This is a genomic window from Luteibacter aegosomatis (assembly GCF_023078455.1).
Taxonomy (GTDB): domain Bacteria; phylum Pseudomonadota; class Gammaproteobacteria; order Xanthomonadales; family Rhodanobacteraceae; genus Luteibacter; species Luteibacter aegosomatis.
In genome coordinates this window covers 120,932-147,464 of sequence record NZ_CP095740.1, presented here as the reverse complement: position 1 = coordinate 147,464, position 26,533 = coordinate 120,932, and the positions used below count along the sequence as shown (strand labels likewise).

Below are 26,533 nucleotides of genomic sequence, written 5' to 3'. Positions count from 1 at the left end.
GACAGCTACCGAAGGGTGGGAGCGGACCCTGTCCGCGATGGGATGTAGCGAACCATCAAGGTTTGCGTTCCACCTTCAATGTGCCGCCGCCGGGCGCCATCGCCTGCACGCCACGGTCGTAGAGCGACTCGGCGAACACCGGCGGAACGACGAACGTGCCCGCATTGGTGGCCTTGATGCGATAGACGAACTCCTTCACGTCGGGGTCCGCGTAACCGTAGACCACGACGCGATCCTCCCGCACGTCGGCGTAGTCCGGCTTCCACGTGGATTCGGGGTTGCCGATGGGCGAGTGCCAGGCCGGCGTGTCGTCCGCTCCTCCTTCGTCGCCGCCTTCGCCTTCCATCGACTCGTCGCCCGACGCCTCTTCCGGTTCGGCCTGCGTCGCGGGTTCCGCGTCGGCGGGCGGTGACGTATCCAGCACCGGTTCGAAGCCGCCTGGCAACAGATCGACGATGGCGACGTCGCTCACGCCTTCGCGGGTGGTCGAGCGGATGCGTACGTGCACGTCGATCTCATCGCCCGTGGCCACCGTGTCGATGCCCTTGCCCTTGGTATCGGTGTAACTGCGCGTGATTTCGAGACCGTCCTTGCGCGTGACCGTGGAGGGTTTCCGGTCGAAGCCCGCTTGCGACACCGCATACCACGCCGCCACGTCGGCATCGTTGACCAGCCGCAAACGCTGGGTGCCCGCCTTCCAGTGCGCATCCACCAGCGAACCCTTCACGCTGCCGACGGGCGTGACGTTGCCGTCGGCCGATACCGCGCCGATCGACAGCTTGCCGACGTCGCCGCCGGTGTCCTTCGCCCAGGCATCGAGTGCAAGGATGATCATGCCGGACGACAACGTGTTGTAGTGGCCCTTGCCGAGCGGCCGTACGAGGTTGTCCACGGTCTCCGGCGGCAACGCGCGCGCCTGCTCGGGGAAGTGCTTCGCCAGCAGGTAGAGCACCGAGGCGTCACGGGTCACCGGGTCGTAATACGACGCGTATGCGTAGGCTTCGTCGGTGGGCTTGCGCGCCAGCAGCTGTCGCGGACCGGCGATGAGCTGCGCCGCCAGCTTGTCCTGATGCAGCAGCTGGTATGACGCGGCGAGCCAGGCCGCGGCGAGATCCCCCTTCCATTCCTTCGCATGGGCTTCCTGCAGGCGACGCTGCAAGGAGGCCAGGTCGTTGGTGGTGACGTTGCCCTGGCGGGTCAGCAGGTAGATGGCGTAGGCGCGCTGGCGCATGCCCGCGAGCGAGTCGTCGCTGTCGTCGGCGGCGATCTGCTTCAGGGCGTTGTTGGCCGAGGCGAGCATGTCCCGCGGCACGGCCACGCCTCGATCGGCCGCTTCGACGAGATAGTGCACCGCGTAATCCGTGGCGAAGGTATTCGTGTCCGGCGTCGCCGTCCACAGGCCGAAACCGCCCTGCCCGTTCTGTCGCGCGTGCAGCACGTCGAACAGGGCCGCTACCGGATCGGCGGGCGGCGTATCGTCCCCGATCATCCGCGCGGGCTTCACGTCGCCGAATTCGGGACGCTGGCCGAGAACGAGCGCCGGCATCGCCGCGCTGATCACCTGTTCGGTGCAGTAATGCGGGAAATCGACGAGGTAAGCGGCAAGGCCGCGGGCCAGCACGACCGGCACGCTGGAGAACGCCGCGTCGCGACGGGCGTATTCCTCGTGCATGTCGCGCAAGCCGGTGACGTCGCCACGGGCGTGCGCGTCGATGCGGCCGAACGCCAGGTCGGTGCGCATCGGCGACGCGGGGCGTATCGACAGGTCGATGCCTTGCTTCGCCGATTTTCCGCCGGCGCTCGCGGTGAAGCCCAGGTGGCCCGAACCCAGCTTGTCCGTGGCGCGCACGCGGAAGACCGCCACGCCTTCGCGCATCTCGCCCAGGCTCAGGGTTTTCGAGGCATCGCCCACCACCTGCAGTTGGGGACCGACGGCGAGGTTCACCGCGACCGGTATCGCCTTGCCGCCCAGGCCGGTGAGGTTATTGGCTACGCCGACGCTGATCTCGGCTTCGTCGCCGGGAGCGAGCGTGGTCGGCACGTTCGGCGAGAGAACGAAATCGCCACGCACCGTGGTGGCGCCTTCGAACGTGCCGATCTTGTCCGGGGATACGCTCACGGCCATCACCCGCAGCTTGCCGTTGAAGTAGTCGGGCACGGTGTAGGTGAGGTCGCGCGAGCCGTCCACGTCGACGATGCCCGACCAGTAGGCCACCGGCTTGTCGCGCTTGCGACGGAACGGATTGAGCTGCCGGCCGATGGCCCCGTCGGCATCGCCGCCGGGAGCGGCCATCGACATCAGCTTCTGGAAGTCCGGAATGATGAGATCGAGGATCTGCGACGTGGATACCTCGAGCATCCGCTTGCGGAAGAAATACTGCAGCGGATCGCCCAGCTTGTAGCGGGCCACCTGCAGGATGCCTTCGTCCACCGCGAACACCACCGCGCGGGTGGGCGTCGGCGAAGTGACGTGGAAGGTCACCGTTTCGCCGGGTTTCACCAGCGACGGCGATTCCACCGCGATGGCGTTTCGGCGCGCGTCCATGTTGACCGAGAAGGGCACCACGCCGAACGATAGCGGACTCATGAAGATCTCGTCCGACGATGGATCGCGCACGTACTGCACGTTGATGTAACCGTTGCCCTCGAAGTCGGCCGGCACGCTGATGTGTTGCACCGAACTGGTGGTGTCGGCGTGGAACCAGGCGTGCGCGTAGACCTTGTCGCGCTCGATGGTGATGAGGCCGCTACCGGCGTAAGGCGCACGAATGGCCACGTCCACGGATTCGCCCGGCGCATAGTCTTTCTTCGACAACGAGAGCTGGAGCTCCGCGTTGCGCTCGAGCGAACGCGAGACGTTGCCCTCGCCCGCCACCGACCAGGCCACGCGGTTCACCTCCTTGCCGTCCGCGTTCTTCACCACGAGGGCGAAATTGCCTGGCTTGTCCGTGGGAAGGGTCACGTCCGTCCCCGAGGCAGGGATGGTCAGCGGCGTTTCCGTCAGCGTGGTTTCGCGAGCCTTCGACTCGTACTTGTACACGCCCGAGTCCTGCCTGGTGAGCACCGACACGTAACGCGTCTCGACGATGGCCTGCTTGAGGCCGCCCAGGTCGATGCGTTTTGCGCCTGGGTCGATGGCGACGAGATTCACCTTGCGAACGGCGTCGCGGCTCACGTAGTCCAGGTTGTCCGCGGACTTGTAGCCGACCAGCCACGCGTTGGACGAAACCATGCCCTGGGTGGCGGCGGCCACGCTGCGACCGCCCTCGGCCTCGTAGGCCTTGGCGAGGAAATAGAGCTGGTAGGTGGCGTCGGCGTACTTCGACAGGTCGAGCTTGAACTCCGCGTGGCCCTTCTCGTCGGTCTTCGTATCGGCGAGCTTTTCCTCGAAGCCTTCCTTCGCGCGGCGGATGTCGTAGAAGTGGTAGTCGCGATAGCTCGGGAACGACGGGAAGGCGGGGCGCAAGGTCAGCGAGCCTTCCACGCGACGATCCGCCGCCGGCGTGCCGAACAGGTTCTGCGCGTCGACCAGCGCCTTGAGCTCGTCCGGTTTCACCCAACCCTCGGCCACGGCCGTGGAAAGCTTCGCCGACACCTTCATGCGATCGGGCTGGAACTCCTTCACCTGCACGGTGGTGCTGCCGATCTGCGAGTACGGCTTGCCGTCGCGGGCGATGTAGAGATTGACCGTCCAGTTGCCGGTGGGCGAGGTCTCGGCCGTGGTGTAGTCCAGTTCGGCGAAACCCGCCGTGTCCATCGATACGTTGCGCTGGCTCACCGTGGTGCCGCGCGGATCCACCACCTCGGCGATCAGCGGCATGCCGGCCACGCTTCGCGTCCAGCTGTTGGCGCGCACGATCATGCCGATATGGAACAGGTCGCCCGGCCGGTAAATGCCCCGGTCGGAGAACAGGTAACCCGACAGCTGGCCTTGGCTGTGCGCGTTCGGCTCGCCGCCGATGTCGAAACGGGAGAAATCGAGCGTGCGGTCGTAGGCGCTCACCGGGAGGAAGGAAAGATCCTCGCCCTGGCGCACCACGTACATCGCGGGTGCCTTCTCCTGCGTGAAGCCTTTCAGGTCGGTGAAGTGCGCACGGCCGTCCGCACCCGTGGCCTGGGTGAACAGGGTGCTCCCGTTCTTCGCGATGACCGCCACCGAGGCGCCGCCCACCGGCGAGCCCGAACGGATCGACTGCACGAAGATATCCTGGCTGCCGTCGGCCGAACGCTTGGCGATCACGCCCAGGTCGGTGACGACCACGAGGCGCTCGTCCTTCGGAAAATCGTAGGGTACGTACCCGTTGTCGTCGTCGGCATCGGCCACGGCGGCCGCCGCGGCATCGGGGTCGCCGCCCGCCTCGCGGGCCGCGGCTTCGCGAGCCGCCTTCTGCCTGCGTTCGCGCGCTTCCCGCTCCGCCTTGGCGTCGTAACCGGAGAGCTTCAGCAGGAATACGCCACGCTTGCCGCTGGCGAGGTACTGGGCGAGGTCCATGCCCTCGTAATGCGCCTTGCCCGGTCCTTCGTCGGGGAAGGACACCTTCTTCACGAAACGGTCGATGATGTGGTCGGCCGTGAAGCCGTACATTTCCGGCTTCGTGTACGAGCCGTTGTTGAGCGTGACCAGATGCTGCAGCTGGTCGGGCAACACGCGACCGATTTCCACGCGCATGCCGGGCATGTTGCGGGACACCACCGAGATACGCTTGTCGCCGGAAAGCGACAGCAGCGAACCGTCGGCCATGAAGCGGAGCAGTCGCGGGTAATCCGGCACGGTGAGGATCTCGGCGCGCGCCTTGGCCATCGCGTAGCCGCCGAACGAGGTGATGCCCTTGTCCACGCGCACGTAGATGCGCTGGCCAGGCTGCGCGTGGTAGCGGAAACTCTGCGCCTGCGACCAGTCGTTCTCGGTGGGCACCATCTCCGGCTTCACGACGGTGAAGGTCTTCAGGTCGGCGTCGCCGATGTTCTCGACGCCCGGATACTTGTCGCCCGGCGGCACGATCCACGCGTGCACGTGTTTCGCCAGCTCCGTGTCGCTCACGGCGCCGCCGAAGTTCATCACCACGACCTGCTCGGGCTCGTAGCGTTCGTTGTCGACCAGGGTCGCCGACATCTCGTCGAGGGTGAGGCTGTAGAGGCCGGGCACCTTCACCGCGGTTTCCAGCGACGTGTCCGTGCCGTCGCCGCCGCGGCTGCTGACCACGCCGTCGTCGAGCTTCAGGCCCACCGCGCCGTCGTCGCGGGGCAGTTGCAGGGGTTGGGAATGGATGAAGGCGTTGAGGCGACGCTCGTCGTAGGTGACGCTGAAGCGAAGCGGCGAGCCGTGCTTTTCGTCGTGGCCGCGAAGGTCGAGGGCCACTCTCTTTTCGAACTGGGCGGCATCCACCGGATAGTTGAAGCCGATCTGCATGATCGTCTTCTTACGGGTGGGGTCCTGGGGATCCTGGTAGAACTCGCCGTTGACCAGCTTCGCCGTGAACGGCGCCGTGGCGACGGCCACGTGGTCGTCGGCCATGAGCACGTGCGGCGCGAACATCTTCGCCGTGTCGAAGCGGATGTCGATCTTTCGACCCACCGGCCAGTCGCTCGCCGGTACGAACCTCAGCGTGCGGTCGTTCTCCCAGGTCCATTGGCCCGCCAGCTTAGGGTCCATGGCGATGCCGTCGGTCACCGGCTTGCCCAGCGACTCCAGCCGGGCCGCGGAGGCCGAAAAGGTGATGGTCAGGGGATGGATGACCGCCGGGGTACGCGAGTAGTCGGTCACTTCCGGCGCAGGTGCCTCGAACGTGATGCGGTTGGGCTCCACGGGTCGAGGCCGGTTCTGCCACCAGTGCCAGCCGAACCAGCTCGCGGCCGCCAGCACCAGCGCGCCCGCGACGGTGCCTGCGAATTTAAGGGGATGGTTGCGCGCGACGCGGCCCGTCGCGGGCACCCATGCGGGAGCCGACCAGGCCATGCCGCCGACGATGGGCCGGAGTACCCGGCCGAGCAGCCAGAGCAATCCACGCACGAGGCGCACGGGCAGCATGAGGATGAAACGCAGCAGGTCCATGGTTCCCTTCCGATCCTTAAGGGTTGGTGGCCGGGACCGGCACACGGCGGCGCCCTCCGCGGAGGCGGTGGCGGCGGTCGCGTGAGGTCCCCGTATGTCACAGTCTGGCCGCGTCTCCCGTCGCGGCCGTGACCGATTCTGACACAGCCCCGCCACCGTTCGGGCGTTTTGGAGGCACCTGACATGGCCATGGAAATGACCCGGAAAACCAGCCCAAGATGCACGGCGAAAAAGATGCTCGCCCGTGTCGATTCGCGCGCTGCACAATCGACGTCCCCATGAAGGCAGGGAATGTCCCGGCCCGCAACAAAGGAGAAATCCCATGCGTTTCATGGTGATGGTACGCGCCACCCCGTCCTCCGAAGCCGGCGACATGCCCAGCGAGGCACTGCTCACGGCGATGGGCAACTACAACGAAGAGCTGGTCAAGGCCGGGGTGATGCTCGCCGGGGAAGGCCTTCAGCCCAGCGCCAAGGGAGCACGGATCCGTTTCTCGGGCGATCGCCGGGAAGTGATCGACGGCCCCTTCGCCGAGACACGCGAGCTGATCGCCGGCTTCTGGCTGTTCCAGACGCGCTCGCTCGACGAGTGCATCGAATGGGTCAAGCGCTGCCCCAACCCGTTCGAGTACGGCACCAGCGAGATCGAGATCCGCCAGGTCTTCGAAGCCGAGGACTTCGGCGCCGAATTCACGCCAGAGGCCCGCGAGCAGGAAGAACGCCTGCGTGCCGACATCGCTTCACGCCGCTGAACCCACCGTCGACGAGGATACGGACATGAAGATCCAACCTTACGTTTTCCCGAAGAATTGCGAGCAAGCCTTCAGGTTCTATGAGGAGGTTCTCGGCGGAAAGATCATCGAACTGCACCACTTCAAGGACATGCCGCCACAGGAAGGCCACGAAAACACGGGCGAGGAAGGCTGCGGGCCGTCGCCCGAGCAGCTCGCGGCCATGGGCGACAAGGTGATGCACGTGAATCTCGAGGTCGACGGCCAGTCGATCATGGGTTCGGACGGCATCGAACACGGCACGGTGCAGGGCTTCAAGATCAACCTCAACTTCACCGAGGTGGAGCAAGGCAAGAAGGTGTTCGAGGCCCTGTCCAAGGGCGGCAAGGTGGAGATGCCCTTCCAGGAGACCTTCTGGTCGAAGGGCTTCGCCATGTTCGAAGACCGCTTCGGCGTGTCCTGGATGATCAACGTCGATGACGGATCCAAGAGGCCCTGAACCATGCAGTTCCTGATCGTCCGTAAAGCGGACCCCGATAGCGAGGCCGGCGTCGCGCCCCATCGCGAACTCATCGAGGCGATGGCCGACCACGTGGACGTGCTCGCGGCGCACGGACGCTTCCTCGCCGGCGAGGGGCTCAAGCCCAGCCGTTCAGGCGTGCGCGTCAGCTTCGGCCCGGGACGAAAGGCCATCGTCGTCGACGGCCCGTTCGCCGAAAGCAGGGAGCTGGTGGCCGGCATCAGCATCATCGAGGCCGCCTCGATCGAAGAGGCCGTCGACTGGGTGAAGGGATGGCCGGCCGAAGACGCACGCGGCGAGGCGGTGGTGGACATCCGGCCGATCGGTTGCCCCGGCGGACTGAGCTGCTTCAACGACATCGCCGAGGGCAACTCCGATACGCCGCGTTACGTCGTGATGCTCAAGGCGAACGAGCGCAGCGAAACCGACTGGAACCCCGGGCCGGAAATACTCGGTCGCATGGCCGAAGCCAACCGCGCGGGACAGGAGACCGGCTTCCTCATCGGCGGCCAGGGCCTGTCTTCCAGCCGGCATGCGAAGCGCGTGAGCTTTTCCAAAGGCAAGGCCACCGTCGTCGACGGCCCGTTCGCCGAGATCAAGGAAATGGTCGCGGGCTTCTGGGTACTCCGCGTGGAAACCCTCGACGAGGTCATCGCCTGGACGGAAACCTACCCGTTCCCCGACGGGGACGATGCCCGCCTGGAAATCCGCGAGCTGTACCGCATGGAAGAACTCATGTCGCCATGACGCGATGCGGCTTGCCACGCATGACGGCGGGTGCTGTCATGCGTGGCCTATGACGACGCACGATACCCACCGCGCCATCGACGCGATCTGGAAGATCGAATCGCCACGCATCGTCGCCACCATCGCCCGGATGGTGCGCGACATCGACCTCGCCGAGGAACTGGCGCAGGATGCCCTCGTGGCCGCACTCGAACGCTGGCCCGGCGAAGGCGTGCCGAAGAACCCCGGTGCCTGGCTCACGCAGACGGCAAAGCATCGCGCGGTGGATCGCATCCGACGCGAACGCATGGCCGGACGCAAGCTCGAGGCGTTGGGCAAGGACATGGAAGGCCTGCTCGAATCCGCCGACGAAGCCCTGATCGACGCGCTCGACGACGACATCGGCGACGACATGCTGCGGCTGATCTTTACCGCCTGCCATCCGGTGATTTCGATCGAAGCGCAGGTAGCCCTCACGCTGCGCCTGCTCGGCGGCCTGTCCACCGACGAGATCGCCCGCGCCTTCCTCGTGCCCGAAGCGACCGTGGCCCAGCGCATCGTGCGCGCCAAGCGCACCCTCGCCGATCCGGCGATCGCTTATGAGGTGCCGCGCGGCGACGCCCTGGGTGAACGGCTCTCCGCCGTGCTTCGCGTGGTGTACCTCGTCTTCAACGAGGGCTACGCGGCGACCGCCGGTGGCGACTGGATGCGCCCGGCCCTCTGCGACGAGGCCCTGCGACTCGGCCGCGTGCTGGCCGAGCTGATGCCCGACGAGCCGGAAGTCCACGGCCTCGTTTCACTCATGGAGATCCAGGCGTCGCGCACCGGCGCACGCACCGGCAAGGACGGCGAGCCCGTACTGTTGCTCGACCAGGATCGCGGTCGCTGGGATCGCCTGCTGATCGGCCGTGGCCTCAAGGCGCTCGAACGTGCGGAGCGCCTCGATGGCGCGCGCGGGCCCTATGCCCTGCAGGCGGCCATTGCCGCGTGCCATGCAAGGGCCGCGCGGGCGGACGACACCGATTGGCCGCGCATCGCCGCGCTATATGCCGAACTCGTGGACGTCATGCCGTCACCCGTGGTGGAACTCAATCGCGCGGTCGCCGTGTCGATGGCGGACGGCCCTTCGTCGGCACTCGCCATCGTGGAGTCGTTGCTCGACGAACCCGTGTTGAAGGATTACCACCTCCTGCCCAGCGTGCAGGGGGATCTGCTATACCGACTGGGGCGGTTGGGCGATGCGCGGGAGGCATTTCTACGTGCCGCGTCGATGACGCGCAACGAGCGGGAAAAGGCCTTGCTGACGCACCGGGCGGATGCGTGCCTGATCGCCTGAAAGGCCACGCTCGCCCGAACGCGTCGACCTGGGTTCTTGCACGCGGGAACGACGAACCGCACGGTTCACCGTTGCTCGCGAATCGAACTCACGTCGTTCCTGCGCACGCAGGAACCCGGCGCCGCGCAACCGGTCTGCGCGATGCGTCCTTGGTCAGTGCGTCACGTCGATGTTCACCTTCGTGCCATCCGGCACGTCCTGCAGTTGCTGCAGGATCGATCCGGTCAGTTCGAAGTGCTCGCGTGCCGACACCGGGTTGAGGTTTTCGACGGCGTATTCGCCCTCGGCGAAGATCGGCAGCGTGACGTACGTGTAGCACTCGCCGTCTTCGCGGGTCTTTCCGGCCTCGATCAGCGCCTCGATCAGGGGCGGCAGCAGCCAGTCCTCGGCCACGTCTTCGCGCAGGCGCGCGTTGAAGTCGTCGACGTCGTCGGCCACGCGCTCCACCTCGGCGGTGCCGGTATTGAGCCAGTACACGCCGCCTTCGTCGGCTTCGTAGAACATGTCGCCGAGGGCGGTGAACACCAGCGGGGTGAACGCATCGCCGATGCGCCAGCGCCAGGCGTCGGCGAGGGCTTCGATGGCCGCCTTGTCAGGCGTGCAGGTGAGGTCGTTCCAGGAGAGTTCCATGAGCGGGTGGGGGACGGCGGGGATGGCCTAGTCTACTCCCCCAGCGCCCGGATCACGGCTTGGACGAAAGCCGCGCGATCCTTCGCCTGCGCGTCGTCGGTGGCCACGGGCCATGCGGCGAGCTGCACGATCACCAGGCGGCGCTTCGGATCGACGTGCAACAGCTGGCCGAAGATGCCGATGCCGGCATACGAGCCGTCGTCGTACGTCCACCATTGGTAGCCGTAGCCTCGGCCCGGCACGCCGATGTCGGCGTGCCGCCGCGTGGCGTCGTCGATCCAGCCGTCGGCCAGCACGTGGCGGCCTGCCGCCACGCCGCCGTCGAGGAGGAACTGGCCCATGCGGGCATAGTCGGCCAACGTGGCGGAGACGCCCGAGCCGCCCGCTTCGGTCCCGTCGACGTCATCCTTCAGCCAGCGCGCGTCCGCGGCCATGCCGTACGGCTTCCAGACCTTGTCGGAGAGGTAATCGGCCAGCGTGCGTCCGGTGGCGCGCTCGACGAGGATGCCGACCAGGTCGGTCTCGCCGGTCTTGTAGACCCAACGCTCGCCCGGCGCGAATTCGCGCGGCAGCTTCGCCATGTAGGTCACGAGCAAGGGCACGCCCGGCTCGCGCTCGCCTTCGTACATGCGTGCCACGTCGGAGCGCGGATCGGCGTAATCCTCGTTCCAGCGTACGCCCGAGGTCATCGTGAGCAACTGGCGCACGGTCACGTCGCGATAGGCGCCCGTGGCCAGCTCGGGAATATAGCGTGTCACCTTATCGTCGAGACCGTGGATGCTGCCGTCGCGCAAGGCGGCGCCGACCAGCGTCGAGGTAAACGACTTGGCGACGGAGAACGAGGTCCAGCGCGTGTCCGGCGTGGCGCCCAGCCCATAGCGCTCGAGCCGGACGCGGCCATCCTGCAGCACCATGATGCCGGCCACGTGGTGTTCGCGCATGTAGTCGTCGAGCGAACGGCCGTCGTCGAAACGTGGCCTCAAGGGGTCGCCCGGCGGCAGCGGATGCGCCGTGCCATGCCGTACCACGTTGCTCGCGTAGCGTGTTTCCATGGCGCGAAACGCCGCCTCCCGCTCGCCCTGGTTCCAGAACAGCACGTCGGTACGGCGCGCATGCGGCGTGGCGCAGGCGGCCAGCAGCAGGACGGCGAAGACGGTCGCGCGACGTGGCGACAACCTCATGCCACGCTCCGGCGCCGCACGAGCTCGAAGATGCCCAGCGCCAGCGACGACAGCAACGCGGGACCGAGCCCGTAGATGACACGATAAGCCAGCAGGGCGGCGAGGACCTGCGCGCGCTGTTCCTGCGGGAAGGCGGCGAGCGTCAGTGCCTCGAAGGCGCCGATGCCGCCGGGCGTGTTGCTGATGATGCCGGCGATGATGGCGCCCACGTAGATCGGCGCGAAGTCGAGGAAATGACCGGCGATGTCCGGGGGAACCAGGAAGTACATGGCCGCGGTGGCGCCGGTCATCTCGACCACGCCCAGCGCCATCTGCGCACCCGCCGAGCGGGCGGACGGCACCGGCGTGGTGAACTTCCATAGCCGCAGTTCGTCGTGCATGCCGGCCAGCCAGCGCAGCAACAGCACGAAGAGCACGATGATGGCGGTGCCCAGCCAACGCCCCCAGCCGTTGGCGATGGACGGTTCGAGCATGAGCGCCAGGCAGATCGTGGCGGCGAAGCCCATGCCGACGGCGAAACCCACCAGGCCCACCACGCGGGCGACGTCGGGCGTGCTCAGGCCCAGCCGCGAGAGCATCCGGTAGCGCACCGCGGTACCCGTGATGGCATGGAAGCCCAGGGCGTTGGTGATGGCGTGCACCACGAAGCCGGAGAAGATCTTCATCTTCAGCGACACCTTGCCCGGCACCACCGTCTCCACCGCCATCGCGTCGTAGATGGCCAGACAGCTCCAGCTGACGAACGTGCTGGCGACCGAGGCGATCACGTGCCAGCGCGGGATGCGGTCGATGGCCTCGCGCACGTCGTGCCAGGCCATGCGCTCGATGTAGCGATGCAGCAGGAACACCGCGACACCCACGAAGGCCAGTGTGAAGGCGTATTTCGCCGCGCGGCTCGCCAGCGGCCTGCCGGTGGTGTTGTGGTGCGTCGGGGTCACCGCGTCGCTCGTGGGAAGGTCGAAGGCGGGCATGATCCCCCGCGATCCCTTCCGCCACAAGTCACCCTCGGCTCTCGACGCGCCCGTCGCGAATCCCGATGGTGTGCCCGTCGAGCGCCTCGACGTCGGCCGGATCGTGCGTGATCACCATGAGCTGGAGGTCGAGCCTCGCCTGGAGCGCACGCAGTTCCTCGCGCATGCGGCCGCGCAACGCGGGATCGAGCGCGGAGAACGGTTCGTCGAGCAGAACGATGCGCGGTTCGGCGATCAGCGCACGGGCCAACGCCGTACGCTGGCGTTGGCCGCCGGACACCTGCGCCGGATAGTGGTCGGCCACGGCGTCCAGCTCGAACAGGTCCAGCCAGTGCGCCACGCGATCGTTTCGTGCATGACGCCGCGGATTGATCCAACCGCGCGCGATGGCGAAGCCGACGTTCTGGGCCACCGTCAGGTGCGGAAAGAGCGCGTAGTCCTGGAAGACGTAGGCCACGCCGCGGTCGCTCGGCGGCACGTCGACGCCGGTGTCGAAAAGCGCGCGACCGTCCACGCGCACATGGCCGGCATCGGGTTTGAGCAGGCCCGCGATGGCGCGAAGCGTGACGCTCTTGCCCGCGCCCGACGGGCCATAGAGCACGATGCGCCGATGCGACGAGGTGAATGCCACGTCCAGATCGAAGCGCTTGCCCGCGTCGCCGAGCGCCAGGCGGATGTCGACGTCGACGCTCATGCGCGCGGCCTTTTCGCATGCTGCGGCGCCAGCCATCCGGCCAGCAGCAGGGCAGCCACGCACGTCGCCGACGTCACCCCCACCATCGTCGCCGCGCCGGCGTCGTCGCCGGCCTGCACGGCCGCGTAGATCGCCACCGAAAGCGTCTGCGTGCGTCCCGGCAGGTTGCCGGCGATCATCAGGGTGGCGCCGAATTCACCCATGGCGCGCGCGAACGCGAGCAAGGCGCCCGCGGTGATCCCGCGCGCCGCCAAAGGCAACGACACGCGGAAGAACACCGCCGCCTCGCGAAGACCGAGTACCCGAGCAGCGCTTTCCATCTGTGGGTCCACCGCCTCGAACGCCGCGCGGGCGGCTTTCTGCACCAGCGGAAACGCCACCAGCGTGGAGGCGACGACCGCACCCTGCCAGGTGAACACCAGATGGATGCCCAGGCCATCGAGCCATGAACCGAACGTTCCGCGCCGGCCGAACAGCACGAGCAGGTAATAGCCCATCACCGTCGGCGGCAGCACCAGCGGCAAGGTGAGGATGGAATCGACCAGCTCGCGTGCGGGCGATCGCCAGCGCGACAACCCCCAGGCCACCGCCGTGCCCAGCACGAGGTTGATCGCCGTCGCCCAGCCGGCGACCTTGAGCGACAGGAGCAGCGGTTCCCAGATGCCGTCCACGTGGCCTCAGGGCTCGCCGAAGCCGAAGCCACGGAGGATCGCCGTGCCTTCGGGAGAAAGCACGAACGCCTGGAACGCCTTCGCTTCGCCGGATTGCTTCGATCCCGCGACCACGGCGATGGGATAGCGGATCGGCGTGGGCGTCGGTACGGTGGCGGCCACCGTGACCTTGTCTTTCGCGACGGCGGCGTCGGTGGCGAAGACGAAGCCGGCGTCCACCTCGCCGCGCGCCACGTAGTCGAGGCCTTGCCGCACGTTCTGCGCCAGCACGCCCTTGGCCGACACCGCCTCCCACAGGCCGAGCTTCTCCAGCGCGGCCCGGGTGTAGCGACCCGCCGGCACCGACGCCGGGTCGCCGTAGGCCACGCGCCTGACCGAACCGGCCTTGAGGTCGTCCGCCTTGCCGATGGCGCCGCTGCCGTCCTTCGGCACGATCAGCACCAGTTCGTTGCTGGCGAAGTCCTTGCGCGTGGCGGCCTCCACGGCTTTCGCTTCCACGGCCTTGTCCATGGCCTCCTCGTCGGCCGACGCGAACACGTCGGCCGGCGCACCGTTGGCGATCTGCCGCAGCAGCACGTCGGAGGCGGCGACATTGAGCACCACGTGGGTCCCGGGATGCTTGGCCTGGTACGCCTTGCCCATCGCCTGGAACGCGTTCGTGAGGCTGGCGGCGGCGGAGACGACGAGATCGTCGGCGAGCGCGAGCGTGGGCGCGGACAGCAGGAGGAACGCGACGAGGGGGCGCAGCCGCATGGGGAGGGTCCAGAGCGAAAGTTACGAAACTATATCGCGCTCCACGAAGCCGCCGCACCGGCCTGCGCCGGTGCGACGAGCGACGCGACACCGTGTCGCATCGCGTTCACGCCGCGCCATGCCATCATCCCTGGACCCGGGTCCAGGGTCGTGAAGAGGGGACGTCGACGTGCGTCGCGTGGCCGGACATCGCTGGTGGTCGTGGATGGCGGCATTCGCCGTCTGGATCGCCGTGCTCGCGCCGACGATCTCGCGTACCGCCGAGGCCTGCGTTTTTCCCGAGCTGACCGCGGCGTGCGGTCACGTCGCCGCTGGGCACGAACACCATCATCACGACGGCGGTCGGCACGACGAAGGCGACGAGGCCTGCGGGTATTGCACGCTCTTCGCCAGTACGCCGACCCTCGGCGGCACGTTCTTCGTGCATGGCGTGGCCTTCGTGGTGGCGCCGCCGCCGGCGATCCGCCCCGTCACGCGCGGTTTCCACCGCGTGGCGTTTCTCCTTCCCCCCTCGCGTGGCCCACCCGACGTCGTTCGATCCTGATCGCCTTCGATCCGACAACGACACGGACCCTTAGCCATGCCCATCCTTTCGTCCGATGGTCGCGTGCTCGCGCGCGCCATCGCCTGCGCCCTCGGCGCGGGCACCCTGTCGGCGCACGCCGCCGACGATCCGCAACACGCCACCACGCTGCGTGAGGTGCGCGTCTCCGCCGCCCGGCAAGCCAGCGCCGTCGACCCCGACATGCCCTCGGCCGTCGAAACCGTCACGGCCGAAAAACTCGACCGCCTCAACGTCGTCAATACCGAAGACGCGCTGAAGTACCTGCCCGCCTTCGGCATCCGCAAGCGCTTCATCGGCGACGAGAACGCGACGTTCTCCGTGCGCGGCACCAGCAACCAGCAAAGCGCGCGCGGCCTCGTCTACCTCGACGGCATGCTGCTTTCCAACCTGCTGGGCAACAACTGGGCCAATCCGCCGCGCTGGTCGATGGCCTTTCCCGAGAACCTCGCCCGCGTCGAGGTGATCTACGGCGCCTATTCGGCGCTCTATCCGGGCAACGCCATCGGTGCCACCGTGCTGATGACCACGCGCATGCCCGACAGGCTCGAAGTCACCGCCGACGTGCAGGGCTTCACCCAGCACGTGGATACCTATGGCGTGGACCGCGACTACGGCGGCAGCCGCCAGAGCGCCACGCTGGGCGATCGCAGCGGCAAGTTCGCCTTCCTGGTCGGCGTGTCGCACCTGCAATCGAACGGCCAGCCGCTGGTGTACGCCACCCAGAACCGTTCGACGGCCACGGGCGTCGCGCCCGTCGTGAACGGCGCCGTCGGCGATACCGGCCCCAACGGCCTGCCGCGCGAAGTGCTGGGCATCAACAGCGAGGGCCAGGAAGCGACGAGCCAGGACGAAGCGCACCTGCGGCTCACCTACGACTTCACGCCGGAACTCACCGGCGGCGTGACGGCAGGCTACTGGAAGCAGGATCTTTCCCATCGCACGGAGAGTTTCCTGCGCGACGCCGCCGGACGGCCGGTGTATGCGGGGCCGGTGACGATCGACGGCCACCGCTACGAGCTACCGGCGAATGTCTTCGCGCCGAGCACCCGTCGGAGCCGCAACGAACTCTACGGCATCTCGCTGGGGACCCACCGGGAAAGCGGCTGGAACGTGGAGGGCGACGCGTCGTATTTCGACATGGACCGCAATCGCGACCGCGTCGCTTCCGCCTTCGACGACGACGGCCCCGGCTTGCTCACGGCGGGCGACGGCAGCCGCTGGCGCACCTTCGACCTGCGCGCGAGCCACACCCCGGACAGCGGCGGCGCGAACACCCATGCCGTGAGTTTCGGCTACCACTTCGACGGCTACCGCCTGCGCAACGCGAACCTTGCGCTGGACGATTGGCGCGACGGCGCCGCAGGCGGCTTCACGGGTGGCAACGGCGGCAGTACGCAGACGCAGGCCGTCTACCTCCAGGACGCCTGGCAGCTCGACGACCGCTGGCGCCTCACCGCCGGAGCGCGCTACGAGCAATGGCGAGCCTTCGGCGGATGGCGCGCCACCGCGACCGCGCGCACCGGTTACCCGCGACGCGAGGAATCGCATACCTCGCCCAAGCTGTCGCTCGCGTACGCGGCCAGCGACGAACTCACCCTGCGGCTGTCGGGCGCCCGCGCCTACCGCTTCCCCACGGTGAGCGAACTTTTCCAGGGCACCTTCAACGGCATCTCGATCATCAACAACGATCCGAACCTTAAACCGGAAAACGATCTCTCGCGGGAGTTGTCCGCCGAATGGTATCGCGGCAACGGCGTCACGCGCTTCACCGTGTTCCGCAGCGATACGCGCGATACCCTGTTCAGCCAGACCGACGTCACCGTGTTCCCCAACGTTACCCGCGTGCAGAACGTGGCGCTGGTGCGCACTCGTGGCGCGGAGGCCAGCTACGACGGCACCGGCGTGGCCTGGTCGTGGCTCGACCTCACGGCCAATGCCGCCTATACGCAGGCCACCACCGTGAGCAACCCGCGCAATCCGGCGTCGGTGGGCAAGCAGTTCTATCGCATCCCGCGCTGGCGGGCCAACGTGGTGGCGTCGCTCCACGCCGATGCGCGCACGACGCTGAGCCTGGCCGGGCGTTACTCCGGGCGCCAGTACAACACGCTGGACCATAGCGACATCGATCCGGACACCTTCGGCGGCGCGAGCGACTTCCTCACCTTCGACGCGAAGGTGACCTGGAAGGCGAACGAGCACCTGGAGCTGGGCGTGGGCGTCGACAACCTCACCGACCGCCGCTATTACGTCTACTACCCGTATCCGTCGCGTACCTTCCTGGCGGAGGCGAAGTTCAGGCTCTAGGACGCGAGCGATATCACGCCGCTTCGGTGGACGCATGCGCCACCGACGGCATGTGTTCGTCGAGCATGAACGACGCCGCGCCACCGCGCCACAAACGGTCGAAGAACGCGGCGACGCCCGCGCTGCCGGTGGCGAAATCGCAACTGAGGCGAACCAGTTCCGCGCCCGGCACGGCCAGTCCACCGGGACGCCGCACCAGGAAGGGCTCGATGCCGCTCGCCACGCGATGGGCCTCGCGGCGATAGATCGCCGCGCGGTCCGGCAGATAGCTGGCCAGATCGAGCAGGGTTTCGCCGATGCCCGCCAGTCCGTCCTGCCGTCCCGGAGAAATGGCATGCGGACGGAACAGGTCGGCTTCGGCCGCCATCACCATGTCGCGATAGCCGAGGTCGCCGGTGGCGGCCAGCATGCGCGCGGCCACCGCGACCACGCCCGCCGTACCGTGACGAAGGTACGGCGTGACCGTGCCGTGTCCGACCTGAAGCGGCCAGGTAGGGTCGCCGTCGACGTTGAGGCGCCGCTGCGCGAAGTCGTAGGCCAACGCGCGCCGCGCTCCGACGATGAAGCGTGTTTCGCCCGTGACCAGATGCAGGTGGAGCAGAAACAGCGCGACGCCCGATGCGCCATGGGCCAAACCCACCGGCTGCGCATCGTTCTCCGGCCACCGCCAGCCATGGTCGTCGTCGACGGCGGCGGCGAGCAACGCGTCACCCGCCACGATGGCTTCGCGCAGGAACATGCCGTCGGCGGTTTCGTACCAAGCCTTCAGCCTGGCCAGCCCCCACCCGGACTGGCCCTCGTGAAGGCCGCGGGAGACCCACTCGCCCGGCCCGCCCGACGATCGCCGCAGCAGCGCCGTGGCGGTCTCGCCATGCCCGGCGTCGTAAAGCACCCAGGCGATGCCGCTATCTCCGTTGGCCAGGTCCACGCCGCGCGGCCGCGCGCTCCGCGCACCGTCGAGCACGAAATCGACGAGTCCGGCCGGTGGGGTGCGCCGCCCTTTCAGGTACGCGTGCAGGACGCCCGAGGCGCCATGGGCCACGCCCCAGGGATGCGTCTGGAAGATTTCGGCGCCGGCCGGCACGTAGCGATCCGGCCGGGCATGGGCGGCCCGATCCTCGATGAAACGGAACAGCTCCGCCGAAGGATCGCAGGCGGGCAGATGGAGCCCCCCGCGATGGGGAACCGGCGGATTACCCCCTTCGAGGCGCTCCACGGCATCGCGGATCCGTCGCATCGCGTCCAGCGGACGCGGCCTGCGCTCCGGGTCGTCGGCGAGAAGATCCACGATCGCGTCGCCGATCTCCGCGGGATACCCCATGTCCCTCGCCATCCGCGAGGTGAAGCGCTGCGCCGCGCCGCGGTCCAGCGGCAGCATCGCGTTGATGGGCGTCATCGCCGCGAGCAGGTTGGCGCCGAACGCGTACCGATCGTCGGCGCATGCCGCCGCGTGGTCCTGCCGCCGCCGTGTGCCGGGGGCGAAACCCGGGGTGATCAGATCGGGGGATACGTCGAGCCCGTCTTCGACGCAAGCCTCCAGGTCGATGATGCGCACCCCTCCCTCGCCGTCGACGATGCAGTTGTGGAAAGAGAGGTCGCCCAGCGAGACGCCGGCCCCGTGCACGCGATCGACGACGGCCGCCAGGTTCGTGAATACCTTGCACAGATCGCCCAGGAAAACCGCGACGTCCGCGCGCGTGGCGCGGGTCTTGAGCCATGGGTACCGACGTCCCAGCCACCGGCGCAGCGTCTCGCCCTCGAGGTATTCCTCGACGAGGAAGGTGTGCTCCCACTCGCGAAAATGCGCTATGGGTCGCGGCGCGACATTCAGTGGGGCCAACAGGCGAAGAAGCCGGAACTCCTTGCGCAATGTCGCCGTGGCGGCATCGGCGCCGCCGATGTAGGGCCGCGCCTCCTTGACGACGACCCGTCGACCCTCGTCGAGATCGTCGGCGAGATAGACCCCGCCGGCCGACGAGAACGACAAGGCCCGGTGCATGCGAAACCGTCCGCCGCCGATCGACACGGGGCCCGCTTCGCCCCCGCCGTCGGAGGGAAACGGATCGCGCAGCCATTCCGGCAGGCGAAAGCACGGTTGCCGCGAGTCGACTTCGCGGAAGCCGTCGGGGCTTACCAGCGTCCATTGCGTTCGTCCGTCGAGACCGATAAGCGATTCGCCCCGTATACCGCCGTATCGGTAGTACAGCACGCGGGAATCGCGGTATCGACGATCGGTCAGGACATAAGGGCCCACGTATCCGGAAAGCGAGGCATGGAGATCCTCCAGCACGCGCCGGAATTCCTCCGTATCGCGCGGATAGATCGTCATGAACTTGCCCGATCCGCCACGCGGCCAACGTTTTCCGTTGATGTTCCCGAGCATGGCCGCGTCGGCGGCGAACTTGAATGCGATGCCGCCGTTGACGAGTACGGCCGCCGCGATCGACAGCACGATCCGCGCCGTGGCGGACACCGAAGAGACGTGGATCTTCCAACCCTGCGCGGGCAACACGGCATCGGCCGGCATGCACTGTACCCAGATGCCGCTGCGCTTGAGATCCCAGCGTCGATGTTTGCCTTTCCGGCCCTCGTGCCTGCGCACGATACGCCGGACCGGGTCGACGAAATCGCCTTCGTCGATCGGTCGATGGCCATGGGTGTCGAAATAGTCGCTGTCCACGCCCGTGTAAGGAAGCAGATCGATCCGAGGTGCCATGACGCGCCGTTCCTTGCCGATACGATGGAACCCGGTGCGTGGAGCGACCCGGACGTCGCTCCACGCACCTTTGCCTCCCGTGATTGCTGTGGCGACGATCACCCGCGGCTCGGCGCGGGTGGCGATCGCCCGGTCACTTTCATCGGGACATGCCCGACTCATTCGTTGAACGCGTCGATGTTTCCAAAGCAGCAACTCGTGAGGCTGCACGCACTGGGGTTGGTGACGTCCGTGATCGCACCCGCTTCCGTGTCCTGTTGCAGCAATTGCAAGCCAAGTATCTGGTTCATATCCCTATTCCTCCTTGATGACCGCGCACTTCGCGGGAAGTGCGAAGTGCGGCGAGATTCTGTAATCGGCCTTCGGGGCGCCGCAACGGGCGCGGGCGCGCTTTTGCCGGGAACCCGCATCCCACGCGCCTTTTTTTCGGCCGTGGATCGATTCCGGTCATGTCGTCGTCCGGATGCGGACATCGTTGTCCGTGGGCGGACGATCCAGGCCGCTGCGCGGCAGGCGTACCTTGGCGACGGCTCCGCGGCCCTTCGGCCCCGGGGCCAGGTCCACCTGCCCCCCGTGTGCCTCCACGATCAATCGGGTCAGGCTCAGCCCGATGCCGGAGCCCGTGGGCTTGGTGGTGAAGAACGGCACGAAAAGGCCGTCGCTCGCGGGCAATCCGACGCCGTCGTCCTCGATGCGCACCATGATGTGGGTGACCTCCACCCACCAGTTCAGTCGCACGGCGCCGCCGGTCTCGAACGTCGCTTCCACGGCATTGCGCAGCAGGTTGATGAACGCCTGGTCGAGCTGGTCTTCGTCGCCGCGAACCGTGATCGGCGTCCGCCCCAGCACCTGGATTTCCCGTCGATCCTCCAGGCGCACGAGACGCAAGAGCGACTCGTCGAGACGGAACACGCGTTGCTGCAACGGCGGCAGGCCGGCCAGTCGACCGTAGCCGGAAAGGAACCTGGCCAGCGCGTCGGCACGACGTCCGATGGCGTCGAGCCCTTCCCGCAGAACGTTCTTGGCGTCGTGGTCGTCCGTCTCGAGCATGGCGGTCAGGCTGCCGGCGAGCGAGGCGATCGGTGTCAGCGAGTTGTTCAGTTCGTGGCTCAGCACGCGCAGCAGGCGTTGCCAGGCGCGGCGCTCTTCCTCGTTCAGGGCCGCGCTCAGGTCATGCAGCATGATGAGCGTGTGTTCGCGGCCGTCGCTATGCCACACCGCCCTTCGCACGGCCCAGCGTCCGGCGGTGGCCTCGAAGGGGTGCTGCATGATCGTGTCGTCCGCCACCGCCATGACGGTATCGAGGCCCAGCTCCGAGGCTCGTCGTCCGATGACGCCGACACGGTCCGCGCCCAGGAGGCGACGTCCGGCGGGATTGATCAGGCGAAGACGCCGTTCGTCGTCCATGACGAATACGGCGCTGCTGAGCGCCACGAGCATCTTGCTCAGCAGGTGGGATGCCTCGGTCTGTTTGCGCCGGCCGGTGCGCAGGTCGTCCGCCAACTGGTTCATGTGGGCGACCAGCCCCTGCAAGGGACTGCCTGCCCTGGGCTCATGACCGCGCAAGCCGTAGTCGCCCTCGCGTAACGAGGTCAGCAACGCGAAGACCGCTTCCAGCGTGAAGATCAGGTACTTGCCCAGCCACCAGCCCATCAAGGCCATGCCCGCGAGGCCCGCCGCACCGATCGCGATCCGCGCATTCGCCGGAAGGCGTTCGGCGATGGCCAGCAGCACGACCGCCAGGACGCCCGGCCACGTGAACCCGACCGCCCAGAGAATGGCACGACGGCGCAACCGCGTCCGGTCGGTCCAGGGATCGGACAGCTTCGGGAAGCCCTTCATCGTCCGCTCCGTGCGTTCAGTCCACCTGTTCGGAATGACTTTTCGATCGATGCTTGTCCAGGCGGCGGTAGAGCGCCTGCCGCGAAATACCCAGGGCTTCGGCGGCCCGCTGGAGGTTGTGGTCGTTGCGCTCCATCGCGTTGCGGATCAGCATCTCCTCGGCATCCGGCAACGTGAGGCTGTCGAGCACCAGCGGCGTGTCGGTGGACCGGCTCAGTGCGAGGTCGGCGGCATCGATCTCCTTGCCCGAGGCCAGGAGCATCGCGCGCTCCACGGCATGCTCCAGCTCGCGCACGTTGCCCGGCCAGGCATACGTCCGCATGGCCCGCTCGGCCGACGGGGCGAATACCATCGCATCGCGACCGAGCCGACGGCATTCGCGCAGCAGGAAATGCCGCGCCAGCGGAACGATGTCCTCGACGCGCTCGCGCAACGACGGCAGACGAACCTGCATGGCATTGAGGCGATACAGCAAATCGCGGCGAAAGCGGTTCGCGCGGATGGCCGCTTCCAGGTCGGCATTGCTGGTCGAAACGACCCGCACGTCTACCCGGCGGGTGCGTGTGGAGCCGCTCCGTTCCAGCTCGCCCTCCTCGATCACCCGCAGCAGCTTCACCTGGTTGAACAGGGCGATGTTGCCGACTTCCTCGAGGACGAGCGTGCCTCGGTGGGCCAGTTCGAACCGTCCGGGCCTGGGCGTGGGGCACTCTTCGCCGAACATGTCGTCGACGAAGCGCGATTCGGGAAGGCTGCCCATGTCCACGCGGATGAGCGGCTGCTCCACGCGTGGCGAAAGGGCGTGCAGCTCGCGTGCGAAAAGCGACTTCCCGGTGCCGTTCTCCCCGAGGAGAAGCACGTTCGCATGCGTTTTGGCGACCCGCGACACCAATTCGACCACGTGCCGCATCGACGAGGATTCGCAGATCCTCAACACGTCCGACGACTGGCGCGACAGGGACGCTTCATGTCGCAACCGCAGGTTCTCCTCACGCATGTCGCGCAGCGCCAGCTGGGCACGCACGGTATGCAGCATGCGCGCGTTGCTCCATGGCTTCTCGATGAAATCGGCCGCGCCCAGGCGCATGGCCTTCACGGCCAGGTCGATGCTACCCCACGCCGTCATGACGACCAGGGGCATGTCGGGTACTTCTTCGCGCAGTCGTCCCACCAGGGCCAACCCTTCGTTGCCCGAGGTGGTATCGGCGCTGTAGTTGAGGTCGAGTACGGCGCACGAGAACTCGCTGCGCGACAGGGCATCCAACGCCGCGCCGGGCGAGTCCACTTCGAAGGAAGGGATATGCTCCGTGCGCAGCAGTACGCGCATCGCGAGGCGCACGTCGGGGTGATCGTCGACGATCAGAACGGGTGGTCGCGTATCCTTGCGATGCATGGGCGCTCCTTCGGGCGGCCGGAAGACGGTATCCATCGTTTTATCCTTCCCTTATCACATGTATGGGGTCGATCCGCGCCGCGCGCCATGCGGGCAGGCCGCTGGCGGCGACGGCCGCGATCAGCATCGCCGCGCATGCGGAGGACGCCACCGCCACGTCGACCGGACTCTCCGGTGCCCATACCCGGCCAAGGGGACCTTGGTGCGCAAGCAGGGAGCAGCCCAGTCCCAGGCACGCACCGATCACGGCCGTGCGCACGTTGCGCGAAACGATCACCGCCGCCAGGTCCGTGGGCGTAGCGCCCAATGCGGAGCGCAACGCGAAATCGTGACGCTTCACCACGACCTCGACCGACTGGCTGGAGTACAGTCCCGTGCATGCCAGCAGCAGCGCGAAAAGCGCGAACGTGGCGGACACCGCGGCATCCCTGCGATAGTCGGCGGTGACGGCGCTCACGTCGGCACGCATGGGCCGGCCCTCGGCCGCCGCGACGTAAGGTGCGATGCCGTGGATCGCGTCGCGTACCTCGTCGGTACCCAACGCTTCCGCGGCGGCGCCGCGAACCACGATGTACGTGGGCATGTAGAGGCGGATGAAGTCGAACGAACTTTCCCATGCCTGTGCCAGCGGAACGAATACGGTTGGCTCGGGGGGAAGTGCCGGCCCCGCATGTCGCGTGTCGCCCACCACGCCGACGATTCGCAACGGCGCATTCGGCGAGAGCTTCGATGCGGGCACGACATCGGCGCCCACGCCGTCGACCGCGAAGGCCTTCAGGTAGGCCTCGTTCACTACCGCTACGCGCGCCGCGCCTTGGACGTCGGCGGCACCGAGGTAGCGCCCCGACACCAGATGCAATCCCATGGCCTGCAACGCGCCGGGCGTGGCGAGCGCGTACTGCGTATAGCGCACCGAACCGTCCGGCGCGGCGAAGGGCATGACGAAGCTTCCACCCGCCGGCAGGTGGTTGGACATGCCGACGGCATCGATGCCGCGATGGGCCGCCAACTTCGCCGAAACCGCCTCGAACAGCGCGACCACGTCCTGCACCCTGGGAAACTGTGCGTCGTCGGCCTTGATCTCGAACACCTTCGCTCCGTCGGCGTCGAAACCCATCGGCACGCGATCGAGCGTCCGCAGCCGGATCCCCGTGCTCAGGCACAGAAGGAGCAGCACGACCGCAAGCGCCGTCTGCAATACGTTCGTTCCCCAACGCGCCCGCCGCCCTGCCGGGCCGCCGACGAATCCGCGCCCGGCGGAGACGTGGTCGTGGAGCAGCGCCTCGGATCTCTCGTGCAGCGATCCTGCGACGAACGCGATACCCAGCGTGAGCGCGGCGATCGCGACGCCGAACAGCCGGTCATGCCAATCGAACCGTATCGCACGCGGAGAGATCATCCATTCGTCGGGAAGAAAGCCGCTGAACACGTCGGCCACGATGCCGCCCAGGGGGATTCCCACCAACGTCGCGAGAAGCCCGATCAACGATGCTTCGCCGATGGCGGAAATCCACGACCGCCATCCGTGCGCTCCCAGTGCGATGAGCGTGGCCACCTCGCGCGAACGCGCCACGGCGCGCACCAGCAGCAGGTTCGACAAATTGAGCCCGGCAATGGACAGCACCGCGAGGGAGCAGGCGAAAAACATCCATAGCGAAGGCCTGGCCTCCCCCGTGATCTGGGCATCGAGGGGCGTGGCGCCGTGGAAGGCCAACCGCTCCGGTCCGATCCGAAGCGTGGCCGCGTGAGCCCGCGTGATGTCCACTACCTCACGGGAAAAGGCCGCGGCATCCACGCCGGGCTTGAGCCGGGCCACCGCATTCATGTTCGCCGCGTTGTCGCCGGCGTGCCGGGACAGGTCCAGCGGAAGGAGCAGGTCGACGTCGGTAAACAGCCGGTAATCCGCCGGAAGAATGCCGCGGATCGTCGTGGACCGGCCGTTGATCGTCAGTGTCTTGCCGATGGCATCCGGGTCCGCATGCCACCGGCGAACCCAGAAATCATGCGAGAGCAACGCTTCGTCGGCCTTTCCCGACAACCCTTGTCCCATCGCCGGCCGGACTCCCAGGGTAGGCAAGAATCCCGCATCCATCCGTTGCGCCGTCGTCAGGAACACGATGCCGTTCGCGCTTACGTTGGTCGATTCGGGCATGCGCGCGATGCCCCGCGATTCGATCGTGTCGGGCAGCCCCACGTCCTGATAGAGCATCGGCGACGCATATCGGACCGGTCCGTCGGGAGCCCGTTCGCCATACAGCACGACCCGATCGCGATCGGGAAACGGCAGCGGATGCAGGATCAGGCTGTCCACCAGCGTGAAGGCCCCCACCGTCGCCGCCACGCCGAGCGCGAGGTTCAGAGAGGTGAGCAGGAGAAAACCGGGGCGGCGTATCGCGCCCCACCACGTGCGGAAGAGTCTGCGCGCTGTGTCGTTCACCGGAACGATTCCATCGCGCGTCGCGCGTCGAGACCGCATTCCGCCTCGTGCTGGAGTTGCTGGTAGGTGCTTTCGTCCACTACCTGGCCGTCGAGCAGGCGAATGAGACGGTCGGCGACGAATCCGAAACGCTCGTCATGGGTCACCATGCAGATGGTGCGGCCTGATCCGTGCAGGCGGCTGAGCAACGCCATGACGATTTCGCCGTTGCGCAGGTCGAGATTGCCCGTCGGCTCGTCGGCCAGGAGGATGGCCGGGTCGCCGACGAGTGCACGCGCCACCGCCACCCGTTGCTGCTGGCCGCCGGACAGTTGCGCGGGGTAATGGTCCCTGCGATGCGCCATGCCTACGCTGGCCAGGGCATCCGCCACCCTCTCGGCCCGCTCGCTTCGCGGCAACCCCTCGCGAAAGCTGAGCGGCAAGGCCACGTTCTCGGCCACGGTGAGTTCCCCGATGAGGTTGAACGACTGGAACACGAAGCCGATGAGCCGGTTGCGCAGCATCGCCCGTTCCTTGCGCCCCAGCTCGGCCGCCGAGTGGCCTGCCACGCGAAGCTCGCCGTGGCTTGGCGTATCGAGAAGCCCCATGAGGGATAGCAGCGTGGTTTTCCCGCATCCCGATGGACCGGCGATGGAAATGAATTCACCGGAACGGATATCCAGATGAATATCCGTGAGTACGTGGTTTTCCATGGCGCCGGCGCGAAACACCTTGCCGATGCCGCGCATCTGGACGATCGCGCTGCTTGACTCCGCGGACACGGTTCGACCTCGCTATTGGGGGCCAGGGCGCCGCTTTTCAGGATGCCGCGCCCGCATGGGACGATTGTCGTGTATGCACGGAGAAGGCAAGGAAGGTATGGCGCGTTTGCCGGAAACGCTTGACGATGCGTTAGGCCTTAACGAATTCCTTACGAGTATTTGCCTCGTGGCCAAAACGTTTTTTATTAAGCAAAAACTAAGCTTATAATAAGCTTAAGGGGATGGAACGCGGCCCTGGGAACGTCGCGGTGTTT

At 67.2% G+C, this 26,533-nt stretch carries 19 protein-coding genes; 6 read left to right on the top strand and 13 right to left on the bottom strand.

Features of this window, described 5'->3' with window-relative positions:
• Positions 1–55: 55 nt before the first annotated feature.
• Entirely contained in the window at positions 56–6,052 is a 5,997-nt protein-coding gene (locus L2Y94_RS00610) for an alpha-2-macroglobulin (RefSeq protein ID WP_247372242.1), read from the bottom strand.
• Between the two features lie 322 nt (positions 6,053–6,374).
• Between L2Y94_RS00610 and L2Y94_RS00605 the strand changes: the two genes are divergently transcribed.
• Genes L2Y94_RS00605 through L2Y94_RS00590 form a run of 4 tightly spaced genes read left to right on the top strand, consistent with a single transcriptional unit; the run spans position 6,375 to position 9,364 of the window.
• On the top strand, positions 6,375–6,803 hold the full coding sequence (locus L2Y94_RS00605; protein WP_247372240.1) for a YciI family protein: 429 nt from the start codon (positions 6,375–6,377) through the stop codon (positions 6,801–6,803).
• Between the two features lie 25 nt (positions 6,804–6,828).
• On the top strand, positions 6,829–7,281 hold the full coding sequence (locus L2Y94_RS00600) for a VOC family protein (protein WP_247372238.1): 453 nt from the start codon (positions 6,829–6,831) through the stop codon (positions 7,279–7,281).
• Positions 7,282–7,284: 3 nt separating this feature from the next.
• A complete protein-coding gene (locus L2Y94_RS00595) occupies positions 7,285–8,049 on the top strand; it encodes a YciI family protein (protein WP_247372237.1) in 765 nt (254 codons plus the stop codon).
• Positions 8,050–8,098: 49 nt separating this feature from the next.
• Positions 8,099–9,364, top strand: coding sequence for an RNA polymerase sigma factor (locus tag L2Y94_RS00590; RefSeq protein ID WP_247372235.1), 1,266 nt, complete (start codon positions 8,099–8,101; stop codon positions 9,362–9,364).
• 153 nt (positions 9,365–9,517) lie between these two features.
• On the opposite strand, the gene L2Y94_RS00585 is transcribed toward L2Y94_RS00590, so the two are convergent.
• From L2Y94_RS00585 to modA, 6 genes are read right to left on the bottom strand one after another with little or no spacing between them, the layout of a single operon-like run.
• Entirely contained in the window at positions 9,518–9,994 is a 477-nt protein-coding gene (locus L2Y94_RS00585; RefSeq protein ID WP_247372233.1) for a T6SS immunity protein Tdi1 domain-containing protein, read from the bottom strand.
• 32 nt (positions 9,995–10,026) lie between these two features.
• Complete coding sequence (locus tag L2Y94_RS00580) at positions 10,027–11,175, bottom strand: serine hydrolase domain-containing protein (RefSeq protein WP_247372231.1); 1,149 nt, start codon at positions 11,173–11,175, stop codon at positions 10,027–10,029.
• Entirely contained in the window at positions 11,172–12,146 is a 975-nt protein-coding gene (locus L2Y94_RS00575) for a lysylphosphatidylglycerol synthase transmembrane domain-containing protein (protein WP_247372229.1), read from the bottom strand. The genes L2Y94_RS00580 and L2Y94_RS00575 overlap by 4 nt, the downstream gene beginning before the upstream one ends.
• 28 nt (positions 12,147–12,174) lie before the next feature.
• Positions 12,175–12,840: an ABC transporter ATP-binding protein gene (locus tag L2Y94_RS00570; protein WP_247372227.1), complete on the bottom strand. Its 666-nt coding sequence runs from the start codon at positions 12,838–12,840 to the stop codon at positions 12,175–12,177.
• A complete protein-coding gene (gene modB / locus L2Y94_RS00565; protein ID WP_247372225.1) occupies positions 12,837–13,511 on the bottom strand; it encodes a molybdate ABC transporter permease subunit in 675 nt (224 codons plus the stop codon). Before modB ends, L2Y94_RS00570 begins: the two co-directional genes overlap by 4 nt.
• Before the next feature lie 6 nt (positions 13,512–13,517).
• Positions 13,518–14,264 (bottom strand): molybdate ABC transporter substrate-binding protein, encoded by a 747-nt coding sequence (gene modA / locus L2Y94_RS00560; RefSeq protein WP_247372223.1) that lies wholly within the window; start codon positions 14,262–14,264, stop codon positions 13,518–13,520.
• Between the two features lie 169 nt (positions 14,265–14,433).
• On the opposite strand from modA, the gene L2Y94_RS00555 reads away from it, so the two are divergent.
• Both L2Y94_RS00555 and L2Y94_RS00550 read left to right on the top strand, forming a co-directional pair.
• Entirely contained in the window at positions 14,434–14,808 is a 375-nt protein-coding gene (locus L2Y94_RS00555; protein ID WP_247372221.1) for a DUF2946 domain-containing protein, read from the top strand.
• Positions 14,809–14,844: 36 nt separating this feature from the next.
• Entirely contained in the window at positions 14,845–17,133 is a 2,289-nt protein-coding gene (locus tag L2Y94_RS00550) for a TonB-dependent receptor (RefSeq protein WP_247372220.1), read from the top strand.
• Between the two features lie 13 nt (positions 17,134–17,146).
• On the opposite strand, the gene lanKC is transcribed toward L2Y94_RS00550, so the two are convergent.
• The 6 genes from lanKC to L2Y94_RS00525 form a co-directional block, all read right to left on the bottom strand.
• On the bottom strand, positions 17,147–19,849 hold the full coding sequence (gene lanKC, locus L2Y94_RS00545) for a class III lanthionine synthetase LanKC (protein WP_247372218.1): 2,703 nt from the start codon (positions 19,847–19,849) through the stop codon (positions 17,147–17,149).
• 158 nt (positions 19,850–20,007) lie between these two features.
• Positions 20,008–20,139 (bottom strand): hypothetical protein, encoded by a 132-nt coding sequence (locus L2Y94_RS21225; RefSeq protein WP_256452150.1) that lies wholly within the window; start codon positions 20,137–20,139, stop codon positions 20,008–20,010.
• 157 nt (positions 20,140–20,296) lie between these two features.
• Positions 20,297–21,691 (bottom strand): sensor histidine kinase, encoded by a 1,395-nt coding sequence (locus tag L2Y94_RS00540; protein WP_247372216.1) that lies wholly within the window; start codon positions 21,689–21,691, stop codon positions 20,297–20,299.
• A gap of 16 nt (positions 21,692–21,707) precedes the next feature.
• Positions 21,708–23,081 carry a sigma-54-dependent transcriptional regulator gene (locus L2Y94_RS00535; RefSeq protein WP_247372214.1) on the bottom strand — a complete coding sequence of 458 codons (1,374 nt, stop codon included), beginning with the start codon at positions 23,079–23,081 and terminating at the stop codon, positions 21,708–21,710.
• A 40-nt stretch (positions 23,082–23,121) separates the two neighbouring features.
• Positions 23,122–25,518, bottom strand: coding sequence for an ABC transporter permease (locus tag L2Y94_RS00530; protein WP_247372212.1), 2,397 nt, complete (start codon positions 25,516–25,518; stop codon positions 23,122–23,124).
• Positions 25,515–26,279 (bottom strand): ABC transporter ATP-binding protein, encoded by a 765-nt coding sequence (locus tag L2Y94_RS00525; protein ID WP_247372210.1) that lies wholly within the window; start codon positions 26,277–26,279, stop codon positions 25,515–25,517. Before L2Y94_RS00525 ends, L2Y94_RS00530 begins: the two co-directional genes overlap by 4 nt.
• Positions 26,280–26,533 lie beyond the last annotated feature (254 nt).